Source organism: Paenibacillus nasutitermitis (genome assembly GCF_014641075.1).
GTDB lineage: Bacteria > Bacillota > Bacilli > Paenibacillales > Paenibacillaceae > Paenibacillus_Z > Paenibacillus_Z nasutitermitis.
In genome coordinates this window covers 539,543-559,520 of sequence record NZ_BMHP01000004.1, presented here as the reverse complement: position 1 = coordinate 559,520, position 19,978 = coordinate 539,543, and the positions used below count along the sequence as shown (strand labels likewise).

Below are 19,978 nucleotides of genomic sequence, written 5' to 3'. Positions count from 1 at the left end.
CCTCCTCTACTTGTAAGGATCTGCCGCATCACGCAGTCCGTCTCCCAAAAAATTGAACATCAGTACGGCAACTACAATGAAAAGAGCAGGGATCAGCAGCCAAGGATGATGCGCCAGCGTCTCCAGGTTCTGGGAATCCTGCAGCAGGACGCCCCAACTGACAACCGGCGCCTGGAGTCCCAGTCCCAGAAAGCTAAGCGAGGTTTCCCCGATAATCGTAGCCGGTATCGACAAGGTGGTGCTGACAATAATGTAACTGGCAAAGGAGGGAAGCAGATGCTTGCGGATGATCCGCATGTCCGTGGCACCGGACAGGCGTGCCGCCATGGTGAAATCCTCTTCACGCAGGGATAAAATTTTCCCCCGTACGACCCGGGCGAGCCCCGTCCAGCCGATGATGGAAAAAATGAGAATCATGCCAAAATAAATTTGCAGCGCCGTCCAATCCCTCGGCAGCGCAGCTGCAAGTGTCATCCATAAGGGAATGGTGGGAATACAGATCAGCAAGTCGATTGTCCGCTGAATGACGGTATCGGTAACCCCGCCCAAATAACCGGAGAATCCACCCAGAATCAGCCCCAGAATGAGTGTAAATACAATGCCCAGCAGGCCGAAGGAAAGGGAAATCCGCGATCCGTAAATAATGCGCGATAGCATATCCCGGCCGAGCTTATCCGTACCCAGAAGGACAAGGGCCTCCTCGGAGTCCTTAAGGCCGATTAGATGAGTCTCGGATTGAAACAGTCCCCATAGTTTATAGGGCTCGCCTTTGGTGAAAAAAGCGATCGGATATTTCTTGCTGGTATCCTCAACGAAAGTGCGCAAGAAGGTTTCTTTATTGATTTCCTCTTTGAATCCGTAGACAAAGGGACGCAGGCTGAAACCGTCCTGCTTGTCGACGAAATGAATTTTTTGCGGCGGAGCATTTTTATATTCGGGATAGCGCATGGCCGGAACAGTAGGCGACAAAAATTCACAGAAGGCGGCCGCCAAATAAAAGAGCAGCAGAACAATGGCAGCAACAACGGCAAGTTTATGTTTCTTGAATTTCCACCACATCAGCTGCCATTGGGAGGCTACTTCAACATTTTCAAGCTTGCTCTTTTCCTTGCGTTCCGGTTTGGTTTTTCTGGTTCTCCGAAGCCGGCTTGCAATATTCGTCATCGCACTCATTCACTGGCCCCCCCATATCTGATCCTCGGATCCAATGCCGCCAGAAGAATATCGGACAGCAGCGTGCCGATGACCGTCAATACACTAATGATGAGCAGGAAGCTGCCTGCCAGATACATATCCTGGAACATAAGCGCCTTGAGCAGCATGGGGCCTGTTGTCGGCATATTGAGTACTATGGAAACGATCGCTTCTCCGGAAATCAGAGCGGGGAGCGTCCATCCTATGGTACTGATTAAAGGATTGATCGCCATGCGGACGGGATACTTGAATAGCAGCTTGCGCTCGGAAACCCCTTTTGCCCTGGCCGTGATCACATATTGCTTGCTGAGCTCATCCAGCAGCATCCCCCGGGTTATCCGGATAAGTCCGGCCGTACCGCTCATCCCGATTACGACAACGGGGAGCGCCAAGCGGGGAAGCATATTGATTATTTTATCCATACTCCAGGGCGCATCCTGATATTCAGGCGAGAACAGCCCGGTTATGGACATGCCCGTCTGGGTAAAAATCACATAGATAATAATTAAGGCGATCAGAAATCCGGGAACGGCAAGGCCTATAAAGCCGATGAACGTAAAGATATAATCCATGACCGAATATTGGTTCGTCGCCGAATAAATGCCGATCGGGATGGCAATGATCCACACTACAATAAGCGAAATAATCGATATGGTCATCGTCAACGCCAAGCGTTCTCCGATTACCTGGGTTACTGGCAAATTCCATTGAAAGGATCGCCCTAAATCACCGTGCACAATGATATTTTTCATCCACACCAAATACTGCATGTACATAGGCTTATCGAGTCCATATTGCATCTTCAAATTAAGAATGGCACTATCATTCACTTCCGTACCGGACAGCTTCAAATTGGCAATGTACGTGGTCAAGAAATCGCCAGGCGGCAATTGAATAATGACGAACACAATAATGCTGATGGCGATCAGCAGCGGAATGAGCTGAAGTACCCGGTAACCGATATAATTTAACAAGCGCTTTCCTCCTTCATGCCAAGCATGCCTGCTTTATCCTGTTCCTTCATTAAGGGAGCCCGGTTTCTCATTCTCCTCACCCACCGGGCTCTCTCACTTTTTCAAGCTGCTGCCTAATTACCGAACCAGAACTGTTCTCCGCTGAAATTTGCCGCGATCGCAAAAGACGCGTCATTTGGAATATTATGCAGCTTGGCATTGACAATCAATGGCTGCTTCACTTCTTCGATCGGAACGAAATACCAGTTGTTTTCCTTAAAGCCATCCTTGATTTGGGCAAAAATATTTTTGGCATCTTCCGGCGCCGCTGCTGCCGCTTTGTCCATTTGGGCGAAAAAGGCTTTGATATCTTCCGGCGGTGCTTTACCTTCCTTGCCTCCTGTTATATGCCATCTGTCCCAGGCCGGAGCCCATAATCCCGTTCCCCAATCCCCCATGTACCATAGAGGGGTATGCGTCCAAACCACAGAAGCCTGGAGCTGATTTGCGGTATTGCGGGTAGTCCAGAGCGCCTGATCGATCGTCTTCATTGTCACATTCAATCCCAGCTCTTTCCACATTTCCACAACCAGCTGGGTCATCGGAACGATATCCGGAGCTTGTGCCCCGATTTCAAACGGAATGGTAAATTTCTTGCCGTCCGGTGTGGTACGGATTCCGTCCGCTCCTTTTTTCATCCCCATCTCGTCGAGCAGCTGATTTGCACCGTCGAGGTCGAAGGTCGAGTCTTCCATCTCGGATGGTTTCGCAAAACCGAAATAGATGGCATCGATGATTTCATCCCGGTTCAGCGCCATATTGAGCGCCTTGCGGAAACGTTTATCCTGGACCACACTTTGCCAGGTTTTATTATCAAAGTTCATGTTGAGGAAAATATCCGTCGGCGTGACATGCATGTTGGCAAGCAAGGCTTTGTAGCCGTTTTTCTCGTTTTCCCGATACAGGGGCATTTTAATCAATGCCGCCGATTCACGGGAGAAATCCACCTCGCCGGCAATGGTTTTCAGAGCGACCATTTCTATATCCTGAACGAACGTGCTCTGAATTTTATCAATATAAGGGAGCTGGTTTCCTGCAGAGTCGACTTTGAAATAATAGGGATTTCTTTCGAAAGTAGCCGTCGTTTCCGTACTCTTCACGATCATCCAGGGATACAGAACAGGGAATCCGATCGCTTTCTTGCTGGTCAGCTTCGAGTTGATAATGTCCTTGTCATTAAAGAGGTTCACCCACTCACCAGGGCGGAAACCGGCTTTTTTGATTAAGGGCTCAAGCGTCGCAAGCGGCGTGTATTTCTTGTGGAACTGCTTCAAATAATGCGCAGGCTGCAGCAGTTCGGAGTATCCTCTCCAACCTTGGATAGCAAGGCGGATCGTGAGCCCTCCGTAAGGCCTGTCAAAGATAAGCTTGAAGTTATATTTATCGGCGATTTCAAGCTTGAACGGCGCGCCATCGATCACGCCACCACCGCGAAGCCAGACCGGGAAGATCGGCGTGATCTCCTTGTTCATCAGGACATCCTCGACGGTGAATTTGACATCGTCCGTCGTGACCGGTTCGCCGTCTGACCATTTCAGTCCTTCACGCATGACAAAGGAGAAGGTTTTCTCATCTTCGCTCATGCTGAATTCCTTCACGACGTTACCCGTTATTTCGTCGCCCAGAATGCCCGGGGTATTGATGAGCGGCTCATTGTTCATTACGAACACATCGGCATCCCAGTCAACAGCCGCCGTGATGGTTCTTAACGTGCCTCCATAGGTGCCGTTCTCATATTCCAGCTGGCTTGCCGGCATTTCATTGGTAATTTTATAATCCTTAGGGAGTCTGTCTTTAACGGCGGGGAGGGATTTATCATCCAGGTAGGGGGACTGTTTGAATTCAGAGATCTCTTTGACTTCCGTTGATGCGGGGTCTGCCGCATCAGGCGTTTTTTCCGGCTCGGCGTTGTCCTTTACCGGCTCTTTATTGTTTGCGGGGGACTTGTTGTCTTCGGCCGCGGGAGTATTGACATTCTTTGCCGAATCCTCACAACCGGCTAATAAAACAACCGCAGCGAGTAGGATTGAGAGGATGATTGCACTCATTTTCTTCATCTTTTACCCCTCCATATGTTTGAAAATGTTTGAGTATGTCTGTGCAGCCAAGCTTGTTCCCACAATTACGCAGGTCATTTAAACCGACAGATGAACAGGTTGATCCGCCTTCCTCCTCCCGCCGCAAAACAGCATCATAATGTAAACGTTTACTTTTTACTATTTTAGAATAGTGGGTTAAATCGGATCCTACATCGTCAACTCGGACACATTTTTAGTCTTTTGGGACATTTTCAATATTTATTTGATATCTTCAAACGGAAAAACTCGGAGATAGTCGGAAACGGCCCCTCCCTAAATCCCTCCATAGGAGGGACCCCAAGGCTCTCCGACCCTCTGGACACCCAGAAATGGAATAACGTTGGCGATTACAGAGAATCGGTTGTGAGTTACTTTCGTGCTAGGATCGTTTTCGTCCCTACGGGACACACTTCCTTATTTCTGCTCCCGTGCCACCTGACTTCGTCCATGATAACGTTGTTGCCAAAGAGTCGCGTTTAGCTATTGTCCGAGGAGAAAGTCTACTTCAATATGAAATCCCCTCCCTAAATCCCTCCATAGGAGGGACCCCAAGGGTCTCCGACCCTCTGGACACCCAGAAATGGAGAAACGTTGGCGTCTACAGAGAATCGGTTGTGAGTTACTTTCGTGCTAGGATCGTTTTCGTCCCTACGGGACACACTTCCTTATTTCTGCTCCCGTGCCACCTGACTTCGTCCATGATAACGTTGTTGCCCAAGAGTCGCGTTTAGCTATTGTTCGAGGAGAAAGTCTACTTCAATATGAAATCCCTCCCTAAATCCCTCCATAGGAGGGACCCCAAGGGTCTCCGACCCTCTGGACACCCAGAAATGGAAAAACGTTGGCGTCTACAGAGAATCGGTTGTGAGTTACTTTCGTGCTAGGATCGTTTTCGTCCCTACGGGACACACTTCCTTATTTCTGCTCCCGTGCCACCTGACTTCGTCCTTCATAACGTTGTTGCCCAAGAGTCGCGTTTTGCTATTGTTCGAGGAGAAAGTCTACTTCAATATATTTCTCTTCCCTGCCCCTGTCCCGAAGGGACATTCGCCAGCTCGGGTGCGCAAACCGTACAAGTGGGTCCCGAATGGGACGTAAACGTGCCTTGCTCGCTGCTAGCTCACACGCTGACGGCAGCACCAACGTTATACCTTTCCGGGTGTCCAGAGGGTCGGAACCCTTTGGGGTCCCCCTCTGGGGGATTTAGGGGGAGAACTAAAAAAAGACCTCTGGAAGCCGCTTATGAACATGCTGTTCAAACCGCATGTTCAAGAAAGCGTTCATCCATGGATCGTTTATAGTGCAAACAACATTGAGGTCGGGGAAGCTAAACGGCCCGCTCAGCAGCAGCTGGCGCAAGTGTCCGCAGGAAGCGTTCCATCCGCTCCAGTGCTGCGTCCAGCTTGAGTTGGGACACCGAGTAGGAGCAGCGGATAAACCCTTCCCCGCCCGCGCCGAACACGCTGCCGGCAACCGCTGCGACTCCGGCCTCTTTCAGCAGCCTGAGGGCAAACTGCTCCGAGGTGAGGCCGGTATGCCGGATGGAGGGGAACGCGTAGAACGCACCGGGAGGTTCATGGCAGGGCAGACCGATCGCCCGCAGCCCCTGGATAAACAGATCCCGGCGTTCCTTGAATGAACGGATCATCCGGTCTTTCTCCTCCAGACCGCTGCGCAGCGATTCAATGGCCGCGATCTGTCCCAGTACAGGCGCGCACATGGCGGTATATTGATGGATCTTCAGCATCGCGGCAATAAGCTCCCGGTTCCCGCAAACATAACCGACACGCCAGCCGGTCATCGCAAATGCTTTGGAGAACCCGCCGATCACAATCGTGCGGTCCTTCATGCCCGGAAGCGATGCAAGGCTGCAATGTCTCCCGTCGTAGGCAAGCTCGGCATAAATTTCATCGGAAATAACGATCAGATTATGCGCTGCGGCAAGCCTGGCAATAGGCAGCCAATCCTCCCGGGTCATGACGGCGCCTGTGGGATTGTTCGGAAAGTTTACGATCAGTACCTTCGAGCGCGGCGTGATTTTACCTTGCAGCGCCTGCGCCGTCAGCTTGAACTGCTCCTCTGCGGATGTCTCCACCTCTACGATGACTCCGCCCTGGAGGCTGGCGACTGGCGAATACGCGATATAGCTTGGCGTGCAGAGGAGAATTTCATCGCCTGCCGAAATCAGCGTCCGCAGTGCCAAATCCACCGCTTCGCTGCTTCCAACTGTTACAAGCACCTCGCTCTGCGGTTCAAATTGCAGGTTAAACCCGCTGTGCAGATATCCGGCGATTTCCTCCCGCAGCTCCATCAGTCCGGCATTGGGGGTGTACATCGTTTTGCCTTCGCCAAGCGCTCGTATACAAGCCTCTCTGACATGTGCAGGCGTTACAAAATCCGGTTCCCCTACTCCCAGCGAGATCGTATCGCTGCCTGCCTCCAGTTCAAAAAACTTCCGGATTCCCGAAGCCGCTATATTCCGCACATGCGGCGCAATAAAATCACTCATCCTCATGCTGCCCGTTTCCATTGCCAACACTCCCTATCATTTGTTTGGCCGTCTCGCCAATAATCCGGATTCCTCTGCCGATGTCTTCGTCAGACACCCGGGAGAAGCCGATCCGCATCGTATTGCGGCCTCTTCCATCCGTGAAGAATATATCCCCCGGCGTAAAAATAACTCCCTGCTTCTGGCACGCTTCCAGCAGCTCCCGTGAATCAAAGTCATCCGGGAAGGTAACAAACAGATGCAGCCCGCCATCCCCGGTCAACCGGGTGTAAGGGATATGCTCTTCGCAGCATTGAAGCGTCCATTCGTATTTGCGTTTATATTCGGTTTTGGCTTTCTTCAAATATTTTTCCAGATTCCCGTTAACCAGATATTGATACAGGATCGACTGATCCAGTGTGGATGTATGAATGGTGCGCGCCCTTTTGATGCTCTCCAGATAATAAATCAGCTTCCGGTCTGCCAGCACCCAGCCAACGCGCAGTCCCGGGAACAGCACCTTGGAGAAGCTGCCGATATAAATTACATGGTTGCCCGGTCCCGCCGCCGCAATCAGCGGCGACACATGGGAGCCCGAATAACGCAGCTCCTCGTTGAAGCCGTCTTCTATAATGGGAACCTGATAACGTTTCATCAGCTTCATTAGCGCAAGCCTCTTCTCCGGCGACATAACCATACCCGTCGGATTATGGTAGGAAGGAACAAAATATCCGCAGTCATATGCGCGCTGCTCCAAGGCTTCCTCCAGCTTCCGCAGATTAATCCCGCCCTGCTCCATCGCAATGCCGGTAATGTTAAACCCATGCAGCTTCAGGTTCTTCAGCGCGGTATGATGGGTCGGATTCTCACAGATAACGGTGCCCCCTGGCCTGCTCAAAGCCGACAAGACGAGATCGAAACCTTCCGTGAATCCGTTCGTAATCAGAATATCCTTGCCCTGAAGATCGACGCCCTTGTGGTCCATATAGCGGAGCAGATAATCCATCAGTGGCTTATAGCCTTTGGCGTAGCCGTAGTTCAGCAGAACATTTCCTTCCACCGACATCCGGTCCAGAAAGGCGCGTTTCACATTATCCAGATCAAACAGCTTCTCATCGGGCGCAATACTGGTGAAGGAAATCGTTCCCCGGTCTGCCCGGATCCCGTGCTTCATCAGATCCAGCTGCTCGGCCATGCGCGCGTGCCCGTTCAGCCTGGCTGTCCAGTCCATCTGCCAGGAAGGGGCTGCCTGGCTGACAGAACCGGATAATGCAGCCACATAGCTGCCTTTTCCCTTCAGCACATAAACAAATCCATCCGCTTCCAGATCTGCGTAGGCGGCAATCACTGTATTGCGGCTGACATTCAGCAGCCCGCCAAGCTCACGCGTAGACGGAAGCTTCTGCCCTGCCTGCAGGGCGCCTTTGAGAATCAGACGCTTGATATAATCCTTCACCTGAATGGATGCCGGATGTTCTCCGATAAGTTGAAAATCTTTAAACACGGTTCATCGCCCCCATAGCTATCATGGCACAGTAGGAGAGGGAAAAAAAGAACCACAGCCCTGGATTATTAATCCGGTCGTGGTTCAGGTCCATCCTATCGGCCTTTCGGGTCCCTATCCTGCAGTCCTTAAACATTCCGATGTGCATCATTTATACAGCTTGTAGAGCGCCTGGGTCCCGCTGTCTGCCTCGCCTGCTTGCGCCAGACGCTCATACAGCGACTTGGCCAGGCTGAGTCCATGCGCTTCCAGTCCCATGGCCTCCGCTGATTCCAGAGCTATCCCCATATCCTTGATAAAATGCTTCACATAAAAGCCAGGTTCGAAATCGCCTGCAATCATTCGCGGCGCCAGATTGTTCAGGGACCAGCTGCCCGCCGCTCCGCTTCCTATGCTTTTCAATACAGTATCCGGGTCCAGCCCCGCCTTCTCCGCGTAACGGAGCGCTTCGCACACCCCCAGCATGTTTGCGGCAATCGCGATCTGATTGCACATCTTCGTATGCTGACCGGCGCCAGCGGGTCCCTGGTACACAATATTCGTGCCGATCGCCTCGAAGATCGGGCGTATCCGCTGGAAGACTTCTTCGGAGCCGCCGACCATAATCGACAGCTTCGCTTCACGGGCACCGATATCGCCCCCTGATACGGGCGCATCCAGACTGAAGCAATCCCGCTCCCGGGCGGATTGCTCCAGCCGCACGGCCAGCTCCGGGCTGGAAGTGGTCAAATCCACAAACACACTATCTGGAGCGGCATGCTTCAGCAGCCCCTGTTCGCCATAATAAACGTCCTCGACATCATGCGGATAACCCAGCATCGTCATGACCACATCGGCATGCTTTGCCACTTCCGCCGGTTGATCATGCCAGCATGCGCCCTCCTGCAGAATATCCTCCGCCTTGGATTTGGTCCGGCTGGACACATGAAGCGAATAACCGGCTTTCATCAGATTGCGCACGATGCTTTTCCCCATCACGCCGATTCCGATAAATCCGACTGCCGGCTTAGCTGCATTTGAATTTGAAGGCATCGCTGATCCCCCCTCCGACTCATCAGGTTTGGTTTCAAGTCAAACAAGTGCCGCATGTTCGTTTCAGACAGGCAAATCTTAATTCTTTTCTTTTGCTCCATCTGTGCTGCTTGTGCCTTTCGCATCCGTCGTTTTCCCTTTGCCTTTTCCAAAAACCTTGGTGGCGTTTTTCGCCTTGGCGCTTTTATCCCACCGGGTCCAGCCCTTGCGGTCCGTTCCTCGGCCTGTTCCGCCCTTGCCTTTAGCCATTCGACCACTCCACTCTTATTGTATGGCATTTATTAACCGATCCGGCACCCGGAGAACCCCGTCGCCCTCAAATTAGCGATTGAAGACGAAGGATAGCCTGCGCCCGGTCGACGACATCTAATTTCCTGTACAGATTACTGATATAGTTGCGGACCGTGCCTTCGCCGATGTATAAGGCCTCCGCGATTTCACGATTATTCAGTCCTCTCACAATCAACCGGGCTATTTCCTTCTCCCGCTCCGTCAGCTTCATCCGTCCGAGACTTGGCTGATGTCCGGCATCATAGGACTCGCTTGTGCGGCTTACCCTTGCCGCCAACCTGGCCGCTACAGCATTCGGAAGAACAAATTGATCATGCGCGGCATCTCTAATTAATGCGATCATTCTGTCGGGGTCCATATCCTTCAGCATATAGCCGCTCGCACCCCCTGCGAGTCCTTCTATAATATAATCATCATCCATAAAGGTGGTCAAAATCAGGACGGCCGTTCCCGGACTGCTTTGCTTGATCCGTTTCAGCGCCTCAATGCCATCCATCTTCGGCATTTGCACATCCATCAGAACCAGATCCGGCCGGAGCGCTTCCGCAAGCTCGCAAGCCTCCAGCCCATTAGAAGCCGTTCCGACAACATTCATATCGTCTTCCAGGTCAAGAATAGTTCTAAGGCCTTCCCGGGTCAGCATCTGATCATCGGCAATAACAAGCCTTATGGCATTCATTCCCCAGCCTCCTGCAACTGCACAGTATAAGGCAGATCAATCTTCAGCAGGTAACCATGCTCCGCACCCGAATGAATAGACAGATTTCCTCCCAGAAGAAGTACGCGTTCCTCCATCGCTTTCAACCCAAAGCCCTTAATAATCTCATCTCCACTTTTCCCATTATTTTCGAGTCTGAAACGCAAGTAATTCTCTGTATTTTCCAGACTGAACCGGAATGCCGTACACTCCCCATGCCGGATGCCGTTCGTCAGGCCCTCCTGAAGCGCAAAATAGATCGCTTTCTTATACGCACCCGAAAGGGGCGGCAGCTCCTGAATATCCGCCGCAACGTCTACATCCATGTTTTGTACCGTTTTATCGATCAGCTGCTCCAGCGCCAGCTTGAGGTGGAAAAACCTGTCCTCCTTCATCATATGGACGGAACCGCGAATTTCGTTCAGACTGTTCCGGACCAGATGCTGCGCTTCCTGGAGCCGTTTCACCGCTTCCGGCATATCCTTACTCAATAGACGCTTGCCCGCCTCGATCTGAAGAATCGTAGAGGTAAGCGTATGGCCGACGATATCGTGAATCTCCTGAGCAATGCGGTTGCGCTCCGCATAGATGGACATTTCGGCAAGGGCTGCCGAGGTTTCCTGCATCGACCGCTGCAAACGCTGCGTCCGCTCCTCCACCTGATCCTCCAGACTGTTCTTCAGCTCCTGGATACCGGAATAAAGTCTGGCATTTTCAATAGAGATCGCGCACTGCGTACCGATCATCCTCAGCACATCCAATCGTTCGGATGAAAAAATACCCGCCGACAGCTTGTTCTCCATATACAGCAGACAGATCAGTTTGTTCTGATGCATGATCGGCAGGCAGAGAACTGATTTCAGCCGATTGTCCTTGACATAAGGGTTCATCGCGAACATCCCGCCTGCTGCGGCATCGAACAGCACGACTTCCTCTTGCGTCCGTGCTGCATAAGCGATAATAGCGGTAGACACCAGCTGACCCGCAACCTCCAACGCTATGGATTGCAGGTGAAGCTCTGAGGTTGTCCCGTAAATTTCAACGGTCCACTTCTCCTGATCGGCAAAAACCAGCGCGCCATACTCCGCCCCTGCGTTCTGCAGCATTAACCGCAGCGAAGTATGCAGCAACCGTCCCATTTCTATTTCCCCCGACAGGATCTGCGAGGACTGGGCTACGGAGAGATAATCCACGCGGTCAATCTCTGCAACCGGCTGCAGCTGCAGGAGATGGCCGTATTGTTTCTTAAGCTCATCGGCCTTGGCGGCGGCTCCCCATTTCATATAGGACTCGTAGGCTTCTGTCATATAAATCTGCGCGAGACGGATCTTGCCCTGCTGCAGCCCATACCTGCCGTAACATTCGGCAGCGATGGCGCCGTCATGAGTATGGCCGCTTTTGCGGGCCTCATCGATGGCTTTCTCGTAAAAGTCCCCCGCCTGCCTGTGTTTGCCACGGATTCGCGCGTATTCCGCCTGCACAAGGAAATATTTATCAATATTTATGCTAGATCTGCCATTTACCAATGGCTTCATGCTTTTCAGATTCCGGCGGATGTCCACTAAATACCGGCTGCGGTCCTTGGCGCCTGCGTCCTCATAAAGCCGGGCCCACACCAGCGATGCGTACACATTATGTCCGAAATGCTCATCATCGGATTTGCGTTTGCTGATCAGAGCGCGCATTTCGGAAACAGCGTGCGCAGCCGCATGATAGTCGCCAAATAGATAGTTGGTTGTATACAGCATCGTATATAGGAGCTCCTGTGCCGTATGGAACTCATCCCCGTGCACAGAGTGGACAAAATCCGCCGAAACCACATCCTCCGCCGCATAAGGGTCCTCAGCTGCCCGGTTTCCGCTTAAACGGACAATCATTTCGGTGAGGATAACCGCCATTTTCCAGTGGGCGATGTTATCATTCTTTTGAAAATTCGAAGCATGAGCCAACAGCCGTTCATAAATAAAGTCCAGGGGATACCCGCATTGCACAAGCATGCCGCAGTTGAACAGCACGCTCTGGTTGGATTGCCACAGATCCCCCGACTCCAGACCCACCTTGCCCGCATATTCACTGAAGGTTGTCATAAAATCAGGCTCGTAACGCCTCCAGCTCGTGTAACAAAGCGAGAACACGGTTAACGACTTCACATAGAGCAGCGGATAGGGCCGGGATAGCTGGCAGGCCACCTTGGCCCATTTATAGCTCTCTTTGTCATCCTTGAACGTGTAGTACTGCATAAGCGCGAGCCCGGCAAATCCGATCGACGCCTCCGGGGTCATCCCATAATCCAGCGTGAGTTCCAGCATAGCAAATACATTGCTCGCCCAAGTCTTATGGTCAATAAATATACAGGAATTGCTGATTAGCAGAAACACAGACATTGCCGTCATGCGCATGTCATCGGTCATAGGCGGTAAACTGCCGATCGAGTCAGCCGAATGCCTGGCCAGCCGTTTGCGCAATTTAAACCACTGCAGAGCCAGATGTACCGAGCCCGGGTTGAAATTATGACGAATACCCAGCCATTCCAACGCTTTCTTCCCCCATGCGAGGACTTCTTGATGGTTGTCCTTGCTTGCTTCCAGCTGAATCTTGAGTATGCAGACGAGTGCCTTGTCCATGCGGGTAGACGCCTTGCTCAGCGTCAGCTCGAACCATTCATTGGCCGCCGCGAAGCTGGCGCATTGATATTCGGCTGCCGCAAGCTCCTGGTAACAGCGGAAAGTCAGATCATAATGGGTTTCCCAGTCCGAATCCTGGAGCAATGCAGCCGCAAGCTGCAGGTAGCTCCTTGCCGTTTCATAGGCGGTTGCCTGTTTAGCCGATAGTCCGGCTTGCAGGTTGAAGTCCGCCAGTATCAGCTTCTGCTCTTGGTCAAGCAGCATATGCGGCATCTGATTGAAGTGCCTCACCACCTCGAACACCGAGATGCCCTCACCGTCATCCCGACGGTCCGCCAGCAAGGACCCGATGGTCCAGTGAAGACTGGAACGGTCATCGGCGGGCACAAGTAGATAGGCTGCCTGCAGGATGCGGTCATGCTGGAACTTGTAGAAGGGATTGTCTTTATCGACCGTGAACAGAAAACGCTCCCGCACAGCAAGATCCAGCACCTCCGATAGTTCCTGCCGGGAATAGCCCGTTAGAGTGACCAGCACATCAAAATCGAAGCTGTTGCCCAAAAGAGCGGCACATCCCAGAGCGTAAACCGCATTCGACGGCAAATCCGTCAGCTTGGCGAGAATGTAATCGGCTACATTGTCCGGGATGTCCATTTCCCTGATTTGAAGCAGGTCCCAATTCCAGGTACGCCGTTCTTTATCGAAGAACACGTGTTTCTCATCAATTAAATCCTGCAGAAAACGTTTGAAGAAGAGCGGGTGGCCCTCCGTCTTGTGGTATAGTGCCGCCGCAAGCTCGTCAATCCCCGCTCCTTCACCATGAAGCGCGTTGCCCACAAGCTGCTTGAAATCATCGCTTGTCACACCTTCCAAATGAATGCTCCCAACCTTGCGGCTGCGCTTGTCAAATTCATGCTTCAGTATGGACAGCGGATGCTGCGGTGTTAAATCCTCATCCCGAAAAGCCCCTATCACAAGCAGATGCTTGGTTTCCCAGTCTCCCAGCAGGTAAGCAAGATATTGCAGCGAAGCTTCATCCGCCCATTGCAGATCGTCGAAGAACAGAACGAGCGGCTGACCGGTCTTGTCCAGAAATAGCTGGAGAAAACGGCTTAGAAGCTGATGCAATTGATGCTGGGCTTCAAGCGGCGGCAGCGGCCTGACAGGCGGCTGCTCGCCGATCAGCAGCTCCAGTCTCGGAACGAGACCTGTCAACAGTTGTCCATAATCGCCAAGTGCGTTGGTGATGCGCAGCTTCCAAACCTCCAGTTGCAGCATGCTGACCGTGAGCAATTGGCCGACCAACTGGTCGATGGCTTGAATCCAAAGCTCATACGTCTGTGACAGACCGCTGGAGTCCGACTTGCCGCGGGCGAAGAAGCCCACTGATGAAGTTTCCGTGCGGAAGGTTTCTTCGACGAAGCTTGTTTTCCCGATGCCTCCGCTCCCCGTTATCCATATGATCTCCGCCGGCCCGCCCGCAGCCTGGCGCAGGACCTGTCGCAGACATTCCTGTTCGGCCTGCCGGCCGGAGAAACCCGCGGGAATTTGCCATTGATCCGATTGATCGTCATCCGCAAGCAGGAAGGGCTCTATCGTTCCCGTCAAACGAAGCCGGGTCAGGCATAATTCCAGATCGTTCTTGATTCCATACGCCGTTGCGTACCGTGACTGCGGCATCTTCTCCATGCATTTGGCAACAATGTCAGATACCGCCTGCGGAATGGACGGGGCGCATTCATGCAGAGGAAGCGGCTTGCTGGCGAGATGCTGGTAAACCAAATCCAGTGCATTCCCGGAAGCAAAGGGCAGCTGTCCCGCAAACCACTCATACAGAATGATACCCAGCGAATAAAGATTAGAGCGGTAATCCGGCTTCAACCCCGTTCTGCCGGTCTGCTCCGGAGAGATATAAGCAAGCGCGGCATCCAGCCTTCCTGCGGATCCTTCCTGCGGAGCCGGGCTTCCACCCACGGTGCACATGCGGATATCGATAAGCTTGGCTTCACCGCGATCGGGATTCACCATCATATGAAACGGAGTCAGCCCATTGAGCATAATCTGCCCGTCATGCAGCTGCCGCAGACTATCCGCCACAGCTGCTGCAATGGTCAATAAGCTGGCAAGCTCCCGGAAATCTGTACGATTCCGCATAAGCTTGTCCAGCGTAGTGCCCCCGATATCTTCCATGAACAGGATCGGTCGCGATGCCGTCAGCTCCAATTGATACGCCTTGGCCGCTCCATTGCCGTTCAGATTCTGCAGGATGTTATACTCTTGCCGGAAAGAATTTATAACGGCGGAGGAGGGATATTCCTCACAGGTAGTCTTGGCAATCACCACTTGGCGATCAGCAAGGCGCAGCATCCGGTATAACCGGATGTCATCTGTGCTTCCGATATTCTCTATAGGTTCATATCCTTGACACGCAAGCATGTACAATCACACTCCAAATGAATCACTGCCGTGACAATCAACACCCTCTGTCTTCTATAAATTCGACAATATTCTTGTTTTTCCTTGTTTTTGGGAAGAACACCTGCAAGACCCATTCCCGGATGAAAATGAAAAAGAAGCTGTCCCTTCGGGCATCAGACCCTTGGGGCAGCTTCTTTGTTTATAAAGGGCGGGCAGACTCCAGTCGGCCCTTGTAGTGACTCCTATCGGCGCCAGGCTGTTCCGGCCTTAAATCAGGCCGGCTTGCCGGAGCAGCCGCTGAATCATTGCGGCCGTTTCCGCCCGGGTTACCTCGTCCAGAGGACGAGCCTGTGCTCCACTGCCGCTGATCACGCCATAACGGATGTTCAGCGCCGCAGCAGTTTGGGCCCATCCGCCGAATTGGCCGGCATCACGGAAGGACGATAGCAGTTCGGCCTGCTGTGCCGGCGTCATAGCCGTTTCCATGCCGGCTATAGCCATCGCTTTGGCGGTTATTGCCATGGCCTCCTGTCTGGAGATACTGCGGTCCGGACGGAACGAGTCGTCCGGATAACCTTGCAGCAATCCGTAGGATGAAGCCATGGATACTGCTTCATAGAACCAGTCGCTCTTGCTGACATCACTGAAGACAGCAGACTGCTGCACTGTGCTCAGGCCAAGCGCCCTGACCATAATTGCCGCAAACTCGGCCCTGGTAATGGCATCGTCAGGCAGGAACTGATTACCGGTGCCGTTCAGAATAAGCCGCGACGCCATATCTTCAATACTCGCTTTGGACCAATGGCTGGAGATATCCTCAAACGTCTTCACATTGTAGATGACCGAATAGACGCTGTTTGTCAAGCTGTTAATGACTGCATAATAGGTGCCATTCGCTTGCGTTACCTTCGTTGGCACATGAAGGATGCTCCCGTCGGCAAGAACAACGACGCCTGTAGTGATCTTGCTTGGATCAACTCCATCCGGAATGGCAATGGTTCGTTCAACATAGGCATTGAACGTATCCACCTTCACTTCACGTCCCTGATAGACCGCCGTAATGCTGAAGTCTACGGCCGGGGCGATCACCTGGACATTCTGGCCATCCTTAGTCAGGAACGAGGCTTTCTGTTCAGGCACATTGGTGATGGCAATCCGGATTGTAATCTCGCTCAAGTCGATATTCGTCCCCAATTGCGACAAGAGTGCGGGGACATCGATGAGGCTGGCCGGAAGCGTATACCCGCCTTGCTCCGTCTCGATTTTCAATACTGCGTTTTTGCTCTCCATTGCTTTCACCGTCTGCGCGCTCAGTTCGCCGATGACGCTATCCGATCCGTTGCGTACGGGGATGAAGATGACTGCCCCTTCGGGAGAACTGGCCAGCTTATCGCTCAGTTTCTGCGGGTCGATCGAGACAATCGTCGTCTTCTTGCCGCCCGTCTCAACGACTTTGCCAGTCGCCGTCTGGTCTTTCACTTCACCGCCGTTGAACTGGATGGCAAAGCCGTCATCCTGGGGTTTCTCAACCACAGGAGGTACTGATGGATAGATAGGCGTATTTGCTGCAATATCGGCTGCCGCGATTGCCGCATCCGCCCATTTCACAACCTTGCCCAGGCTGTCCACTGTGACGATAAACAGATGCTGGCCGTTTGTCACAGCAATGTCGGCATTCAGGTCCAGCAGCTGCGTATAACCCAACTGCGCTGCATCCGCTCCCGCCACCGGCCGCGTAAACTCGCCGGGTGCGCCAACGGCATACATCAGGATCGGATCGCCGCTTACGCCCGTCAGCTTGGTTGTGCCAGCCGTGCTGCCCGGCGACCAGGTCAATCCCGTCAGCAGCTCAGCCGGATCTGGCTGCGGCTCTTGGCCGGGATTAATATCCGCTGCCCCAACCTCTTTATCCGCCCATTTCACAATCTTGCCCAGGCTGTCTAATGCGACGATAAACAGGTGCTGGCCGCTTGTCACAGCAATGTCGGCATTCAGGTTGAGCAGCTGCGTATAACCCAACTGCGCTGCATCCGCTCCCGCCACCGGCCGAGTAAACTCGCCGGGTGCGCCAACGGCATACATCAGGATCGGATCGCCGCTTACGCCCGTCAGCTTGGTTGTGCCAGCCGTGCTGCCCGGCGACCAGGTTAATCCCGTCAGCAGCTCAGCCGGATCTGTCTGCGGCTCTTGGCCGGGATTAATATCCGCTGCCCCAACCTCTTTATCTGCCCATTTCACAATCTTGCCCAGGCTGTCTACAGCGACAACATAGAGATGCTGGCCGCTTGTCACAGCAATGTCGGCATTCAGGTTCAGCAGCTGCGTGTAGCCTAGCTGCGCTGCATCCGCCCCTGCCACCGGCCGCGTATACTGGCCGGGTGCGCCAACGACATATCTCAGGATCGGATCGCCGCTTACATCCGTCAGTTGGGTTGTGCCAGCCGTGCTGCCCGGCGACCAGGTTAATCCCGTCAGCAGCTCAGCCGGATCTGGCTGCGGCCGCGACCCCACCGTCAGCTCCAGCACGGGCTCGAGCCCAGGTACGCTATACAGAAAATCAAAATACGACATTAGCGCATCGTCTGTCGTTCTTGTCCCTTCCAGAACCATTGTCAGCGAGGTTTCATTCTGGTCCAGGCTGTCCAGCACCAGAGAGGTCACATCAAATTCATTCCAATCCGGAAACTGGTTTACGGTAGACTTGGGAGTGGACAGATTACTCAGCTGAGGCATCGCCACGGGTATCCCAACGCCGGCATTTTGCGGCTGCCAGGCCGGATCCGCTTTGTGAAGGATAAGCGAAATGTCATCTGCTCCAATAGACACTTGCTTCACGGTTGCAAATAACTTTAATTTAGCCGATGCGATTGAAGCGTTCGTAACGGGCAAGTTAAATTTCAGTACCGACTCCAATGTACTGCGCGGCAGATAAACGCTATTGACGTAATCATAGTTCACAAACGTACCCGCCTGAAGAGGGTTTCCACCGCATTGCTCTAAAGCCTGCTCCGGACTTACTGTCCAATTATATACGCAGCCATTCAGCAAAGTGGCCTTCAGCACGCCTGCCGTCGCGCCAACCTCATTGGAATAAGGGCTTTCCCCTATGGCATTGCTCGCCTTGACCGCAAAATAATAACTGCTCCCGTTCACGAGATCCATTACCTTATAGCTGCCAATTGCTCCGCTGACAGTCGCAACGGGTATGGGATCATAAACGCCTGGCGCAGATCCCTTGTAGATCTTGTAGTCCGATCCGCTGCTGTCGCTATCCCAGCTCAGCGATATCTCCTGGTCTCCAGCAACCGCCTTGAGCCCCGTCGGAGCAGCAGGCGGCTCCTGATAGAAGGCAGACCGAACGGCAATGCCATCGGACCAAAGAATATGCAGCGCATCTGCAGTGGCGGCCAGGGAATCCACCGATCCATCAGAACCTGTGATTAATCCGTCATCCGTCGCCGTCCATCCAAAGCCGTCGTATTTCTGTACGCGGGGGTTCATTTGGTAATTATTAACCTCTACCCATGATAGAAATAACTTTCCATTGAACACTGCCATATGAGGCTGCTGGGCACTGCCTTCAGTCGTAAGGATCCCGCTTCCGACCGGACTCCAGGCGCTGCCGTCATATTTTTTGATAAGCAGCTGGGCTGTATTGCTATTCCGCCAGACCGCATACAGCGAACCCTTATACGCTTGCAGAGTGGGACTTGCCGATGTTATCGTCGGTTCACCCAATCCCGAAGCCCCGGAGATGTTCTCCCAAGGCGTATTGCCTGATTTCTGAAATACGGGAATATAACTGAGATAAGGACTGGATGTGGTGTTTTCGCTCCATGTGAGATAGAGATTATCATTATAGAGAGCGAATTGGGGTGCGTAAACGGATCCGTTTGGGGCGAACGTTAAATCCGAGGCATCCGTTGTCCAGACGCTGCCGTCAAATTTCTTAACCTGGATTTTTCTTTCCCCGCTTCCGTTACTGTTGCCCATCCATGCCGCATACAGATAATCCTTGTAGGCGATAAGAACGGGGAACTGGCCGGTGGTATTGCCTCCGCTTCCGTTCAGCGGAACATCTCCATCAGCAGTGATCCAATTGGTTCCATCGTACTTCTTGACTCGAATAGCGTATTTGAATTCAAATGCTGTTTCCTCTTCCCAGATGGCATAGAGTGAACCGTTGTATACCGCAAGTGCCGGATTATTCGCGTTCTTGTCCGGGAATACATTTAGCCCATTTCCACCATCTGCTGGAACCCAGTTCTCGCCGTCCAGCACTTTGACCCTGATTTGCATGATGTACTCAAACATATTATTACTGTCCGGCACACTTTCCGCCCATATGGCATATACCTGATTGTTCCAAACGGCCGTCTTGGGACTTCTTGCACCCTGGCCCGGATCCACATTAAGCCCATCTTGCCCGGACGTCAGCTTCCACATTGGCGCCGACGGTCCATCAGCTTTTGCCGCTGAAGGCTGAAAGACGCACAACAACAATAACAGACTGAGAGCAGCGGCTGTGATCTTCCGTGTGAAGGAATTCGGTTTGACGATGACTGACATAGCTTGGCCCACCTCTTCAAATAATGATTAAAAACATGTGGTCCAAGCATAGCAGAGCGGTTCTAAACAT

10 protein-coding genes are annotated in these 19,978 nt (G+C 52.7%); all 10 read right to left on the bottom strand.

The annotated features are described in order from the left end of the window. Nucleotides 1-6: 6 nt before the first annotated feature. The 10 genes from IEY46_RS26965 to IEY46_RS26920 all read right to left on the bottom strand — a co-directional run bounded on the left by IEY46_RS26965 (nucleotide 7) and on the right by IEY46_RS26920 (nucleotide 19,908). Nucleotides 7-1,173 (bottom strand): ABC transporter permease, encoded by a 1,167-nt coding sequence (locus IEY46_RS26965; protein ID WP_229750565.1) that lies wholly within the window; start codon nucleotides 1,171-1,173, stop codon nucleotides 7-9. Continuing rightward, nucleotides 1,170-2,168, bottom strand: a complete 999-nt coding sequence (locus tag IEY46_RS26960; RefSeq protein ID WP_188997012.1) for an ABC transporter permease — start codon at nucleotides 2,166-2,168, stop codon at nucleotides 1,170-1,172. Before IEY46_RS26960 ends, IEY46_RS26965 begins: the two co-directional genes overlap by 4 nt. A gap of 113 nt (nucleotides 2,169-2,281) precedes the next feature. Then, complete coding sequence (locus tag IEY46_RS26955; RefSeq protein WP_188997010.1) at nucleotides 2,282-4,264, bottom strand: ABC transporter substrate-binding protein; 1,983 nt, start codon at nucleotides 4,262-4,264, stop codon at nucleotides 2,282-2,284. A 1,348-nt stretch (nucleotides 4,265-5,612) separates the two neighbouring features. After that, nucleotides 5,613-6,815 carry an aminotransferase class I/II-fold pyridoxal phosphate-dependent enzyme gene (locus tag IEY46_RS26950; RefSeq protein WP_188997008.1) on the bottom strand — a complete coding sequence of 401 codons (1,203 nt, stop codon included), beginning with the start codon at nucleotides 6,813-6,815 and terminating at the stop codon, nucleotides 5,613-5,615. Next, entirely contained in the window at nucleotides 6,787-8,277 is a 1,491-nt protein-coding gene (locus tag IEY46_RS26945; RefSeq protein ID WP_188997006.1) for an aminotransferase-like domain-containing protein, read from the bottom strand. The genes IEY46_RS26950 and IEY46_RS26945 overlap by 29 nt, the downstream gene beginning before the upstream one ends. A gap of 147 nt (nucleotides 8,278-8,424) precedes the next feature. Beyond that, the gene (locus tag IEY46_RS26940; protein WP_188997005.1) at nucleotides 8,425-9,309 is read right to left on the bottom strand and encodes an NAD(P)-dependent oxidoreductase; all 885 of its coding nucleotides are present in this window, start codon (nucleotides 9,307-9,309) and stop codon (nucleotides 8,425-8,427) included. 78 nt (nucleotides 9,310-9,387) lie between these two features. Continuing rightward, nucleotides 9,388-9,558: a DUF3934 family protein gene (locus IEY46_RS26935; protein WP_188997003.1), complete on the bottom strand. Its 171-nt coding sequence runs from the start codon at nucleotides 9,556-9,558 to the stop codon at nucleotides 9,388-9,390. Between the two features lie 67 nt (nucleotides 9,559-9,625). Next, nucleotides 9,626-10,279, bottom strand: a complete 654-nt coding sequence (locus IEY46_RS26930) for a response regulator transcription factor (protein ID WP_188997002.1) — start codon at nucleotides 10,277-10,279, stop codon at nucleotides 9,626-9,628. Next, nucleotides 10,276-15,357: an AAA family ATPase gene (locus tag IEY46_RS26925; protein ID WP_188997000.1), complete on the bottom strand. Its 5,082-nt coding sequence runs from the start codon at nucleotides 15,355-15,357 to the stop codon at nucleotides 10,276-10,278. The genes IEY46_RS26930 and IEY46_RS26925 overlap by 4 nt, the downstream gene beginning before the upstream one ends. Nucleotides 15,358-15,606: 249 nt before the next feature. Beyond that, entirely contained in the window at nucleotides 15,607-19,908 is a 4,302-nt protein-coding gene (locus IEY46_RS26920) for an S-layer homology domain-containing protein (RefSeq protein WP_188996999.1), read from the bottom strand. Nucleotides 19,909-19,978: the final 70 nt, after the last annotated feature.

Coding starts and splice junctions, on each gene's coding strand:
- IEY46_RS26955 (WP_188997010.1), bottom strand. CDS start 4,264: ATGAAGAAAATGAGTGCAATCATCCTCTCAATCCTACTCGCTGCGGTT.
- IEY46_RS26950 (WP_188997008.1), bottom strand. CDS start 6,815: ATGGAAACGGGCAGCATGAGGATGAGTGATTTTATTGCGCCGCATGTG.
- IEY46_RS26940 (WP_188997005.1), bottom strand. CDS start 9,309: ATGCCTTCAAATTCAAATGCAGCTAAGCCGGCAGTCGGATTTATCGGA.
- IEY46_RS26930 (WP_188997002.1), bottom strand. CDS start 10,279: ATGAATGCCATAAGGCTTGTTATTGCCGATGATCAGATGCTGACCCGG.
- IEY46_RS26920 (WP_188996999.1), bottom strand. CDS start 19,908: ATGTCAGTCATCGTCAAACCGAATTCCTTCACACGGAAGATCACAGCC.
- IEY46_RS26925 (WP_188997000.1), bottom strand. CDS start 15,357: ATGCTTGCGTGTCAAGGATATGAACCTATAGAGAATATCGGAAGCACA.
- IEY46_RS26965 (WP_229750565.1), bottom strand. CDS start 1,173: ATGAGTGCGATGACGAATATTGCAAGCCGGCTTCGGAGAACCAGAAAA.
- IEY46_RS26935 (WP_188997003.1), bottom strand. CDS start 9,558: ATGGCTAAAGGCAAGGGCGGAACAGGCCGAGGAACGGACCGCAAGGGC.